We start from the raw sequence: 11026 nt of genomic DNA on the forward strand, positions 1-11026 counted from the left end.
CGCGTGTGGCCCTCGACCAGGTCGGGGGCCACACGGCTGTCAGTCGATCGCCTTGGCGGTCAGCCAGATCGTGATGACGACCCCGGCCGCCACCGCCATGCCGATGTGGCCGGGGGAGCGCGCGTAGTCGTAGCTCGAGAGTGCCGCGACGGCCGCCAGGACGAACATCAGCAGACGTTTCACCGGGTACCCCCCACCGCTCGGAGTTCAAGCATACGAGAGGCGGAAGTGGTTGCGCCACAGGAGAATACCGCGATCACGTGGTATCGGTATTGCACGATGTTCGCCGGTGACCCCGGGCTCGCGTGGTGCGCGGATAGCTCGGCAAGGCCGAAGCAGCCGCGCCCGGCGCGTCGGCGGATGTCGCGGTGGTGAGACGAATTGGGCCGGCGCGGAACGTCTTCGAATGAGACGGACGCAACGATCAGGTGATCAGTCGGTGACGGTGTGGCAGGCCTCGATGAGTGCCCGTAATTCGGCACGTGGCGGATCGGGCCGCACCGCGAGATAGCTCGGCATCCTCGGCTCCGGGTTGCGCAGAGGACGCCAGACCACGCCCGGGAACGACAAATTCACCGCCTGGGCGGCGTAGTACACCGTCCAACTCGGCGTGCCGAAGCCGATCGCGGCCAGCGTGTCCTGTTCGGTGGTGAACTCCGGTCCGAAGGCCGGTGCGAAACCGGCCTCCCGGCACGAATCGACGACCAGGTCGTAGAGGGTGGGATTGCGGATGCGGCCGACCAACCGCAGCGGCAACTGCGCGAGCCGCGCGAGATCGATCTCGCGCAATACCGCGAGGTCGTGCCGAGCGGGGATCGCGGCCACCAGGCGGTCGGACCACAGCGGCAGCAGTTCCAGGCCGGGTTCGTCCCGCGGACCGCGCACGATCGCCGCATCCAGTTCCCCCGAGCGCACCCCCTTCACCCGAACCTCGGTGTCCGCGCCGACCAGTTCGAGGTGGGCGTGCGGGGCACGGCGAGCGAAGGCCACGAGAATGTTCTCCAGGCGGGTGCCGAGGCCGGTGCTGGTGCCCAGCCGGATCGTGCCGGTGCGTTCGATGCGCAGGTCGTCGATGGCGGCACGGGCCTGCGCCACCGCGGCGAGGACCTGTTCGGCGTGCGGAAGCAGTCGCCGCCCGCCCTCGGTGAGGCGCACGGTGCGGGTGGTCCGCTCGAACAGCGCGACGCCCAATTCCCGCTCCAGGCGGGTGATCTGCTGGCTCACGGCCGACTGCACGATGTGCAGCCGCACGGCCGCGCGTCCGAAGTGCAGTTCCTCGGCCACGGTCAGGAAGTACTGCAATTGGCGGAGCTCCACGGCGCGAGATTAATCAGTTTCGGTGAACAGTGCCAGCGCGGTTCAACCGTTTTTCGGCGCGGCCGAACGCGATTTCCTGGTCACAGCACATCGGAAACCGCACCGGGAGTGATGACCATGCCGTATCTCGCCGTCGACGACGTCCAGCTGTACTACGAGGATCAGGGAACCGGGCAGCCGCTGTTGTTCCTGCACGGCTGGGGTACCAGCGGCCGGGTCTGGGGCGCTCAGCAGGCGGCGCTGGTCACCGAGTTCCGGGTGGTCACCGTCGATTGGCGCGGCTGCGGGCGATCGGACCGGCCCGTCGCCGGCAACAACCTGACCGGTGTGATCGCCGACCTCGTCGAGCTCATCCGGCGGCTCGGGTTGCATCGCCCCATCGTCGTCGGATCCTCGGTCGGCGCGACCTTCGCGACCGAACTGGCGCTGGCTCATCCGGATCTGCTCGGCGGTGTCGTCGCGGTGGACGGTCCGGCCTACTGGCCCGGGCAGGGCATGCCGCTGGCCGAGATCATCGGCGAAATGCGGGATCACCGAGCCGAATTCGTCGCGCGGTGGGTGCCGAACTGGTATGCCCCGGGAACCTCGCCGGCGCTGGTGGGCTGGACCGTACGACAGATCCTCGATTCGGGTGTGTACATCGACGAACTGTTCCACCTCTTCGCGACCTACGATCCCCGCCCGCGACTGCCGCACCTGCGTACGCCGATCTACTACCTGCACGGCGAGTTGGACGCCGAAATTCCGGTGGCGGTGGCGCGGACGTGCGCGGCCCTCACCCCGGGCGCGCGAGTCGGCGTGATCGACGGCGCGGGCCATATGCCGCAACAGGAACGAGCGGCCGAATTCACGGCCGCGCTGCGCGCGGCGATCGCCGACTTCACTCTGCAGGCCGCGGCCTGATGACCGAAACACCCACGACACAAGGAAATTCGATGAAATTCGCAACGGCCGCAATCACCGGGGGTACCGCCGAGGTCGCCTACCACATGACCGGAACGGGTCCCGCGGTCGTGCTGGTCCACGGCACGGCGGCCGCACGCGACCAGTGGGCGCCGCTGACCGCCGATCTCGCCGACCGCTATACCGTTGTGGCACTGGACTATTCCGGTTCGGGCGACACCGTCGACCACGGCGGCCTACTCACCGTCGCCGATCTGGCCGCCGAGGTGCGCGCCGTCGCCGATCACGCCGGGCTGAACCGGTTCCACTTGGTCGGGCATTCCCTGGGCGCGGTGGTGGCCGCGCATGTCGCCGCGACCGCACCCGACCGGGTTCGTTCCCTGCTGATGCATGCGGGCTGGGTTCGCACCGATGCTCGGATGGATGCCGAATTCCGTTACTGGATCCAGGTGCTGCGCGCCGACGCCGCCTACGGCACCAGCCTCTTCGCGCACATGCTGCCGCTGATGGCATTCGGTCCGCGCTACTGGGAGCGAACGAGCGCGGAGGAGAACGCGACCCTGGTCGAGCAGCTGGCGAAGGTGATCGCGCGCGGTGCCGCCCGCCAGACCGAGGTGGATCGCACCGTGGATCTCACCGATCTGCTCGGCCGCATCACCGCGCCGACGCTGATCCTCGCCAGTGCGCACGACCGGGTGGTTCCGGCGGCGCAGCAACAGCGGCTGCTCGCCGCGATACCCGATGCTCGCTACGCCGAGATCGACGCCGGTCACGGCGCTCCGGGCGAGGATCCGGCCGGCTTCCACGCCAAGATCATCAATTTCCTGGACGCGCAAACGGCGTGAACGCCCGGTCAGTTGCTGCCGGGATGGTCCATCCAGAAACCCTCCCAGTGGTGACCGTCGGGGTCGACGAAGGCGCGGCTGAACATGCCTACCGCCTCCTCCTGGGCGCGCTTGTCCTCGCTGACCTCCTCCGTGGCCCCGGCGCCCACCGCGGCCGCGATCAGCGACTCGACCTCCGCCCGACTGCCCAGCGACAGCGCGTAGATGGAACCGGTGGCCGCCCGGGTGTCGGCGATCGGTCGGTTGGTGAAGGTGTCGAAGTACCGCCGGACCAGCAGCATCACGCAGATGTTGTCGTCGACCACCACGCACGCGGCGTTCTCGTCGGTGAAATCCGGATTCACCTTCCAGCCCAGCGCCTCGTAGAACGATGTGGACCGCTCCAGATCCTCGACGGGGAGATTGATGAAGATCATCTTGCTGGCCATGCTCGGTCCTCTCGCGGCATCGGTACGTGTCGTCTGTAGAGACGCGGTGGGCGCGGCAAACTCATCGGACGTCTCGGCGTACCCCCTCTGAGCTGCACCGATACCGCATCGACCGGGAAAATCGCTCGCGGTCGAATGTCCTGCGCGATACCGTCCGGCCATGACGAGTGCCGTCTATCTCATCACCGGCATCCAGGCGGCCGGAAAGTCGACGGTCGCGCAGGCCCTCGCCGAACGACTGCCCCGTTCCGCCCACGTTCGCGGTGACGTGTTCCGCCGCTTCGTGCGGCCGCGCCGAGATGTCCGGCGAACCGAGCGGAGAAGCCATGCGGCAGTTGCGGTTACGCCACCGCCTGGCGGCCGCGACGGCCGACGAATACGCCGCCGCGGGATTCACGGCGGTGGTCCAGGACGTCGTCCTGGGTGAACTGCTGCCGTGGATGATCGAGCAGATCCGCACCGACCCGCTGTACGTGGTCGTGCTGACTCCGCGTCCGGCGGCGGTGGCTCGGCGCGAGGCCGGACGGGACAAGAAGGCCTACGGGGTCTTCACCGTGGAACAGCTCGACACCGTCCTGCACGCGGAAACGCCACGCGTCGGATTGTGGTTGGACACAACGGATCTCACGGTCGAGGAGACCGTCGAAGAGATTCTCGCCCGGGCCGAACCGGTGGAGCGGCGGATCGGCCCGGGCGAGCGCCTGCGTTAGTGGGCCTCGGCCAGGAGGGTGCCCAGCGCACGCAGGTGGTCGGTGGCACCGCCGAGCGCGAATTCGTTGTGTTTGGCGGCGGTGAAGTAGCACTGCACGATGTGGTCGCGGTCGATGCCGACGCCACCGTGCACGTGCACGGCGGTGTGTGCGATGCGGTGACCGGCCTCGGCGGCCCAGAACTTGGCGGTGTGAATCTCCGCGTCCGCCGGCAGCCCCTCGTCGACCCGCCACGCGGCCTGGGTGACCGCCAGCCGCAGCCCCTGCAGATCGATGTAGCCGTCGGCCAGCCGCTGCGCGACGGCCTGGAAGCTGCCGATCTTACGATTGAACTGCTCACGCTCGCGGCCGTATTCGGCGACGAGTTCGACCGCGCGCTCCAAGGTGCCCAGCTGCTGCGCGGCCAGACCGAGCCAGCCGTGATTCAGCAGCCACGCGAGGATTTTCGCGCCGTCGTCCACGGTGCCGATCAATTCGGCAGGGGTGGAATCGAATTCGATCTCGGCCTGCGGGCTGCGGTCGACCACCTGCTGCGGCGTGATGCGCGCGTCCGCCGGGTCGACCAGGAATACCGCTGCCGTGCCGGAGACCGTGGCGGGCACCAGGATCCGCCCGGCCTGCGCGGCGAAGGGAACAACCGTCTTGGCGCCGACCAGCTTCCAGCCGCCGTCCTCGGTCGCGGTCGTGGTGGGCTTCGCCGGCTCCCAGTTGCGTTCCTCCGACAGCGCCGCGGTCAGAATCGTCTCGCCCGCACCGGCTTTCGCCGCCAGTTCGCGCTGCGCCTCGTCGCCCCAGCGGGCCAGGGCGCCGGCGCCGAGCACGACCGACCACAGATAGGGGACGGGGGCGGCGGATTTGCCGATCTCCCGAAGGATCGCGGTCTGCTCCAGCGCGCCCAGGCCGCTGCCGCCCACCGATTCCGGCAGCGCCGCCGCGAGCACTCCGGTCTCGGCCAGTGACCGCCAGAGCTGTTCGTCGAAGCGGACCTCGGCCTTGTCCAGTTCCCGCAGCCGGTCGGCGGTGACCAGTTTAGTGCAGACCTCGCCGGTCAACCGCGCGAGATCCTGCTGCCCCTCGGTAAGTGTGAAATCCATCGTTGTTCCTAGTTCTTCGGCGTTTCCGATGTTCCGACCGGTCTGCGGCTCAGCGGGCGGCAGCGGGCTGTTTCAGGGCGGTCATCGCGATGATGTCGCGCTGCACTTCGTTGGTGCCGCCGCCGAAGGTCAGGATCAGGCAGGCGCGATGCATCCGCTCGAGCCGTCCGCGCAGTTGCGCGCCGGGGGAGTCCTGCCGCAGATAGGCCTGCGGGCCGAGGATCTCCATCAGCAGTCGGTAGGCCTCGGTGGCCAATTCGGTGCCGAGCACCTTGCAGGTGGAGGCATCCCACGGCCGCGGCGCGGCATCTCCGCCGGCATCGGCGCCCGAGGCGATCTCCCAGTTCAGCAGCTTCAGGAATTCGACCTTGGCGTGCACGCGCGCCAGATTCAGCCGCACCCACTCGTTGTCGATCACCCGCGCACCGGTGGAATCCTTGGTGTCGCGCGCCCACTCGGTGGTCTGCGCGACCGCCAGCGCCAGCGGCGCCGCCGAGGTCAGCGCCACCCGCTCGTGGTTGAGCTGGTTGGTGACCAGCGCCCAGCCGCCGTTCTCCGGGCCGACCATCGCCGAATGCGGAACCCGCACGTCCTGGTAGTAGGTGGCGCTGGTGTCGGGCCCGGCCATCGTGTGCACGGGCGTCCAGGAGAAGCCCTCGGCCGAGGTCGGCACGATGAACATGCTGATGCCCTTGTGCTTCTTGGCGGTCGGGTCGGTGCGGGCGGCCAGCCAGATGTAGTCGGCGTACTGGATGAGGCTGGTCCACATCTTCTGGCCGTTGATCACCCAGTCGTCACCGTCGCGGACCGCGGTGGTGCGCAGTGACGCCAGGTCGGTGCCCGCGCCGGGCTCGGAATATCCGATGGAGAAGTGCAATTCGCCCGCGGAGATCTTGGGCAGGAAGAACTTCTTCTGCTCCTCGGTGCCGTAGTGCATGATCGTCGGCGCCACCGAGTTGATGGTCAGGAACGGCACCGGCGCGCCCGCGACGGCCGCCTCGTCGGTGAAGATCAGCTGATCCATCGTCGAGCGATCCTGGCCGCCGTACTCCTTGGGCCAGCCGAGGGTGAGCCAGCCGTCGTGGCCCATCTGCTGAACGACCTCGCGGTAGACGTTGCCGTGCCCGTACTCACCGGTCTGCGACGACAAGGCCTCGCGGCGCTCCGGCGTGATCAGCTTGGCGAAATATTCGCGGAGCTCGGCGCGCAGCTGCTCCTGTTGCTCGGTATAAGCAATCCGCATGGCGGTTACCTCGTACTCGGTGATGGTGATGGCGGATGTGACGACATCGCCCCTGTGACGATCAGCGCCGGGGCCGATCTGCCCTGACGTCGATCATTGCATATCTACTGAAACATGTTCCAGTATGGAAACCGAATCCGGCCGCTTCGGCCGCAGCGGCCCGGCCGGGCTTGTAGGCTCGGCACTACCTGGTGGTGAAGGAGTTATCAATGAAGGTCAGTGTGGATTTCGACCAGTGCGAGGCCAACGGTATTTGCGTCGGAATCGCCCCCGACGTCTTCGAACTCGACGATGAGGATCAGCTGCACATCCTCACCGCCGACGTGCCCGAGGACCGGCTCTCCGATGTCGAGACCGCCGTCGCGCAATGCCCCAAGGCTGCCCTGCGGTTGCAGTGAAATGGATGCTTGCCGATAACTGGAACACGTTCTAGAGTCACGGCGTGAGTGAATCGTCGAATCAGTCGGGGACGGATCTGTCCGGCAAGGTAGCGATCGTGACCGGAGCCGGCGCGGGCCTCGGGCGGGCCGAAGCGCTGGCGCTGGCCGGGGCCGGCGCCTCGGTGGTGGTCAACGATCTGGCCGAGAACGATGCGGTGGCCGCCACCCTCGCCGATATCCGCGCGCTGGGCGCGAAAGCGGAATTCGTGGGTGGCAGTGTGGCCGAGCGCGCCACCGCCGATGCCCTGATTCGCACCGCGGACGAGACCTTCGGCGGTGTGGACATCGTCGTGAACAATGCGGGAATCGTCCGTGACCGCATGCTTTTCAATCTCTCCGACGAGGACTGGGACGCGGTCCTCGCGGTCCATCTGCGCGGCCATTTCCTGTTGTCGCGGAATGCCGCCGCCTACTGGCGCGGTAAATCGAAGGAATCCGGTGCTCCAATTTACGGGCGCCTGATCAACACATCGTCGGAAGCCGGTTTGCTGGGTCCGGAAGGGCAGCCGAATTACGCGGCCGCGAAAGCCGGAATCACCGCGCTGACGCTGTCCGCCTCGCGCGGTTTGTCGCGATACGGCGTGCGTGCCAACGCCATCTGCCCGCGGGCCCGGACCGCCATGACGGAATCGGTCTTCTCCGCCGCTCCCGAAGGGGATGTGGACCCGCTGTCGCCGGATCACGTCGCCCGTCTGGTCGCCTACCTGGCCTCTCCCGGCGCCGATGCGATCAACGGTCAGGTGTTCGTCGTATACGGCCCGATGGTCGCGCTGATGGCCGCGCCCGAAGTCGAGGCTCGCTTCGATGCCGCCGGCGCGGAATGGAGTGCGGACGCGCTGGCCGACACACTCGGAACCTACTTCGCCGAGCGCCCCGCCGGGCGTACGTTTTCTGCGAGTTCGCTGCACGATCTCGGCTGATTATCAGGTGCAGGTCATCCGACCAACTCCGGTTGATCGGCGGTCTCGCACTTGGTAGACATGGGGGTCGAAGGTTGTGGGGTGCCTCACAAAGGCGTTCTGTACACCGTATGAACCTGTTCTAGCTTCCGAGATGAAGCTCGGATGAAAAGAGCAGGTCGAAAATGTCAAATTCTCTTCCGATTCGATGTGAACGTGTTCTAATCTTCGGAGCGGAAGAGGTGTGGAGGCTCGCAAGCGCAACGTTGCGCGCACGGGTCCGGCAAGGAGGAATCGCGGAATGAACGAGGTTCTTGCCGTGCCGTTGCGTGCGGTCGGCGGGTTCTTCGAACTCGTGGCCGCTGTGGCGCGGGCCTTGATACGTCCGCCATTTCAGCGACGGGAATTCGTCGACCAGTCGTGGTTCGTCGCGCGGGTGTCGATCGTCCCGACCATCCTGGTCGCGATCCCGTTCACGGTTCTGGTGAGCTTCACGCTGAACATTCTGCTGCGCGAAATCGGCGCGGCCGATCTCTCGGGCGCGGGCGCCGCATTCGGAACGGTCACCCAGGTCGGTCCGATCGTGACGGTGCTGATCGTCGCCGGCGCCGGCGCCACCGCGATCTGCGCGGACCTGGGCGCGCGCACGATCCGGGAAGAAATCGACGCCATGAAGGTGCTCGGTATCGATCCGATCCATCGCCTGGTGGTGCCCCGCGTACTCGCCTCGATGTTCGTCGCGGCGCTGCTCAACGGCCTGGTCTCGACTATCGGTATCGCCGGCGGCTTCTTGTTCTCGGTACTTCTGCAGGGAGTCAACCCCGGCGCCTTCGTCAACGGGCTCACCCTGCTCACGCATACGCCGGAGTTGGTGATCTCGGAGGTCAAGGCCGCGCTGTTCGGTCTGATCGCCGGACTGATGGCCTGCTACCTCGGTCTCAACGTCAAGGGCGGTCCCAAGAGTGTGGGTGACGCGGTCAACCAGACGGTGGTTTTCTCCTTCATGGCTCTGTTCGTGGTGAACGTCGTGGTCACCGCCGTCGGCATCAAGTTCACGGTGCGGTGATCCGATGGCGTTCGTAATCCAGTCCCGCTTCCCCCGTACTGTTCGACGCGTGCGCCAGGTTTCGAGTTCGATGGATGGAATCGGGCATCACGCCCAGTTCTACGCGAAGTCACTGGCCTCGGTACCGAAGGCGTTCTCGCACTATCGCACCGAAACCATTCGCCTGATCGCCGAAATCAGCATGGGCACAGGAGCTTTGGCGGTGATCGGCGGCACGGTGGTGATCGTCGGCTTCCTCACCCTGTTCACGGGCGGCACCATCGCGGTGCAGGGTTACAGCTCGCTGGGCAATATCGGTGTCGAGGCGCTGACCGGCTTCTTCGCCGCATTCCTCAACGTGCGCATCGCGGCTCCGGTGATCTCGGGCATCGGCCTGGCGGCGACCATCGGCGCCGGCGCGACGGCCCAGCTGGGCGCCATGCGGGTGGCCGAGGAGATCGACGCCCTGGAATCCATGGCGATCCGGCCGATGCCCTTCCTGGTCGGCACGCGGGTGCTGGCGGGCATGATCGCGATCGTCCCGCTCTACGCGCTGGCGGTTATCGCGTCGTTCGTCGCCAGCCGCTTCGCCACGGTCGTCATCTACGGACAATCGGCCGGCGTGTACGACCACTACTTCTCGACATTCCTGATTCCCAGCGACATTCTGTGGTCGTTCGTACAGGCGATCCTCATGGCTTTGGCGGTCATGATGATTCACACCTACTACGGCTACAACGCGACCGGTGGACCGGTCGGTGTCGGAATCGCGGTCGGTAACGCGGTGCGCGCCTCGCTGGTGGCAGTGGTCTCGGTGACCCTGCTGATGTCGCTGGCGATCTACGGCACCTCCGGCAACTTCCATCTCTCCGGGTAGGCGGTATGGCGGCAAATAAACTCATCGAAAAGGACGGCGCCGGCAAGTTTTTCGGCGCCGGATGGGGTGTCAAGCTTTCGGGGGTGGCGCTGATTCTGTTTCTGGCCGCGATCGTCGCCGTCGCTTTGACGATGTTCGTGGGCGGATTCAGCACGTCGAAACCGGTCTATCTCGACGCCCCGCGGGCCGGCCTGGTGATGGACAAGGACGCGAAGGTCAAGATCCGCGGTGTGCAGATCGGCCACGTCTCCGATATCGCGTATACCGGCGACCAGGCTCGGCTCACCCTGGCGATCGAACCCGATCAGCTGAAGATGGTGCCGGCGAACGCGACCGTGGATATTCGGTCCACCACCGTCTTCGGCGCCAAATACGTGAACTTCGTCGAGCCGGAGGTTCCGTCCGCGCAGCATCTGCAGGCCGGCGCCACGCTGACCGCGCAGTCGGTGACCGTCGAATTCAATACGCTGTTCCAGCATTTGACCGATGTGCTCGGCAAGATCGCGCCGGAGAAATTGAATGCGACGCTGACCGCGCTCGGCACGGCATTGCAGGGCCGCGGCGACAAACTCGGTCAGCTGCTGGTCGACAGTGACGAATATCTGCGCGACATCAATCCGAGCCTGCCCGATCTGCAACGCGATCTGCAGACGTCGGTGGGAGTCACCAATCTGTACGCCGACACCGCACCGAACCTGTTGCGCACCACCGACAACGCGGCCGTGACGAGCAAGACCATCGTCGACCACCAGGACAGCCTCGACGCGGTGCTGCTGAATCTGATCGGCCTGGCCGACACCACGGGCGCGGTGCTTAAGGAGAACGAGAACGGCCTGTCGACCGCACTGGATCTGCTGCGCCCGACGGCCGAACTGCTCAACGAATACAACCCGGCGCTGTACTGCCTGGTCGAAGGTGTCGCGGGCGCGATTCCACGAGCAAACGAGATCTTCGGCGGCACCGGACCGTGGGTGACGTTGAACGCCAGTTTCATGCCGGGCGGCACGCCCTACACCTATCCGAAGGATCTGCCGAAGGTGAATGCGACCGGTGGCCCGCACTGCGAGGGCATCCTCGACCGTAAACCCGGTAGCCACGCAAACTATCTGGTCACCGACACCACTGAGGGACGGGTGTACACGCCGGAACTGTCCACCCATCTGAACGGGCCCCGGGTCTTCCAACTGCTGTTCGCGGGGCTGCCGGGGGTGGGTAATCCGTGAGC

General features: G+C 66.5%; 14 protein-coding genes. 9 read left to right on the forward strand and 5 right to left on the reverse strand.

Annotation, left to right across the window (positions count from 1 at the left end):
- Positions 1–39: 39 nt before the first annotated feature.
- The gene (locus A5789_RS36830) at positions 40–183 is read right to left on the reverse strand and encodes a hypothetical protein (protein WP_156511190.1); all 144 of its coding nucleotides are present in this window, start codon (positions 181–183) and stop codon (positions 40–42) included.
- Positions 184–432: 249 nt separating this feature from the next.
- Positions 433–1317, reverse strand: a complete 885-nt coding sequence (locus A5789_RS23120; protein WP_064902285.1) for a LysR family transcriptional regulator — start codon at positions 1315–1317, stop codon at positions 433–435.
- Positions 1318–1428: 111 nt separating this feature from the next.
- Between A5789_RS23120 and A5789_RS23125 the strand changes: the two genes are divergently transcribed.
- Positions 1429–2220 (forward strand): alpha/beta fold hydrolase, encoded by a 792-nt coding sequence (locus A5789_RS23125; protein WP_197516696.1) that lies wholly within the window; start codon positions 1429–1431, stop codon positions 2218–2220.
- A gap of 32 nt (positions 2221–2252) precedes the next feature.
- Entirely contained in the window at positions 2253–3065 is an 813-nt protein-coding gene (locus A5789_RS23130; RefSeq protein ID WP_064902329.1) for an alpha/beta fold hydrolase, read from the forward strand.
- A gap of 8 nt (positions 3066–3073) precedes the next feature.
- On the opposite strand, the gene A5789_RS23135 is transcribed toward A5789_RS23130, so the two are convergent.
- Positions 3074–3493 carry a VOC family protein gene (locus A5789_RS23135; RefSeq protein ID WP_063009983.1) on the reverse strand — a complete coding sequence of 140 codons (420 nt, stop codon included), beginning with the start codon at positions 3491–3493 and terminating at the stop codon, positions 3074–3076.
- 160 nt (positions 3494–3653) lie between these two features.
- On the opposite strand from A5789_RS23135, the gene A5789_RS38650 reads away from it, so the two are divergent.
- Positions 3654–3920 (forward strand): zeta toxin family protein, encoded by a 267-nt coding sequence (locus A5789_RS38650; protein WP_324193143.1) that lies wholly within the window; start codon positions 3654–3656, stop codon positions 3918–3920.
- Positions 3820–4203 (forward strand): hypothetical protein, encoded by a 384-nt coding sequence (locus A5789_RS23140; RefSeq protein WP_227463205.1) that lies wholly within the window; start codon positions 3820–3822, stop codon positions 4201–4203. The genes A5789_RS38650 and A5789_RS23140 overlap by 101 nt, the downstream gene beginning before the upstream one ends.
- Here A5789_RS23140 and A5789_RS23145 read toward each other — a convergent pair.
- Entirely contained in the window at positions 4200–5297 is a 1098-nt protein-coding gene (locus A5789_RS23145) for an acyl-CoA dehydrogenase family protein (protein WP_064902286.1), read from the reverse strand. The genes A5789_RS23140 and A5789_RS23145 overlap by 4 nt on opposite strands.
- Before the next feature lie 49 nt (positions 5298–5346).
- Positions 5347–6540 carry an acyl-CoA dehydrogenase family protein gene (locus tag A5789_RS23150; protein ID WP_030518643.1) on the reverse strand — a complete coding sequence of 398 codons (1194 nt, stop codon included), beginning with the start codon at positions 6538–6540 and terminating at the stop codon, positions 5347–5349.
- A gap of 209 nt (positions 6541–6749) precedes the next feature.
- Between A5789_RS23150 and A5789_RS23155 the strand changes: the two genes are divergently transcribed.
- The 5 genes from A5789_RS23155 (at position 6750) to A5789_RS23175 (ending at position 11024) form a co-directional block, all read left to right on the forward strand.
- Positions 6750–6938 (forward strand): ferredoxin, encoded by a 189-nt coding sequence (locus A5789_RS23155; protein ID WP_030518642.1) that lies wholly within the window; start codon positions 6750–6752, stop codon positions 6936–6938.
- Positions 6939–6982: 44 nt separating this feature from the next.
- Entirely contained in the window at positions 6983–7900 is a 918-nt protein-coding gene (locus A5789_RS23160; RefSeq protein WP_030518641.1) for a 3-oxoacyl-ACP reductase, read from the forward strand.
- A 280-nt stretch (positions 7901–8180) separates the two neighbouring features.
- Positions 8181–8945, forward strand: coding sequence for an ABC transporter permease (locus tag A5789_RS23165; protein ID WP_064902287.1), 765 nt, complete (start codon positions 8181–8183; stop codon positions 8943–8945).
- 4 nt (positions 8946–8949) lie between these two features.
- Positions 8950–9801 (forward strand): ABC transporter permease, encoded by an 852-nt coding sequence (locus A5789_RS23170; protein WP_064902288.1) that lies wholly within the window; start codon positions 8950–8952, stop codon positions 9799–9801.
- A gap of 5 nt (positions 9802–9806) precedes the next feature.
- A complete protein-coding gene (locus A5789_RS23175) occupies positions 9807–11024 on the forward strand; it encodes an MCE family protein (RefSeq protein WP_064902289.1) in 1218 nt (405 codons plus the stop codon).
- The last annotated feature ends 2 nt before the right edge of the window (positions 11025–11026 follow it).

Origin of the sequence: Nocardia sp. 852002-51101_SCH5132738 (genome assembly GCF_001665695.1) — a bacterium.
GTDB classification, from domain to species: Bacteria; Actinomycetota; Actinomycetes; order Mycobacteriales; family Mycobacteriaceae; genus Nocardia; species Nocardia nova.

Bases quoted from the DNA above. Each gene is read 5' to 3' on its own strand.
- A5789_RS23125 (WP_197516696.1), top strand. From the start codon at position 1,429: ATGACCATGCCGTATCTCGCCGTCGACGACGTCCAGCTGTACTACGAG.
- A5789_RS23130 (WP_064902329.1), top strand. From the start codon at position 2,253: ATGAAATTCGCAACGGCCGCAATCACCGGGGGTACCGCCGAGGTCGCC.
- A5789_RS23135 (WP_063009983.1), bottom strand. From the start codon at position 3,493: ATGGCCAGCAAGATGATCTTCATCAATCTCCCCGTCGAGGATCTGGAG.
- A5789_RS38650 (WP_324193143.1), top strand. From the start codon at position 3,654: ATGACGAGTGCCGTCTATCTCATCACCGGCATCCAGGCGGCCGGAAAG.
- A5789_RS23140 (WP_227463205.1), top strand. From the start codon at position 3,820: ATGCGGCAGTTGCGGTTACGCCACCGCCTGGCGGCCGCGACGGCCGAC.
- A5789_RS23145 (WP_064902286.1), bottom strand. From the start codon at position 5,297: ATGGATTTCACACTTACCGAGGGGCAGCAGGATCTCGCGCGGTTGACC.
- A5789_RS23150 (WP_030518643.1), bottom strand. From the start codon at position 6,540: ATGCGGATTGCTTATACCGAGCAACAGGAGCAGCTGCGCGCCGAGCTC.
- A5789_RS23155 (WP_030518642.1), top strand. From the start codon at position 6,750: ATGAAGGTCAGTGTGGATTTCGACCAGTGCGAGGCCAACGGTATTTGC.
- A5789_RS23165 (WP_064902287.1), top strand. From the start codon at position 8,181: ATGAACGAGGTTCTTGCCGTGCCGTTGCGTGCGGTCGGCGGGTTCTTC.
- A5789_RS23170 (WP_064902288.1), top strand. From the start codon at position 8,950: ATGGCGTTCGTAATCCAGTCCCGCTTCCCCCGTACTGTTCGACGCGTG.
- A5789_RS23175 (WP_064902289.1), top strand. From the start codon at position 9,807: ATGGCGGCAAATAAACTCATCGAAAAGGACGGCGCCGGCAAGTTTTTC.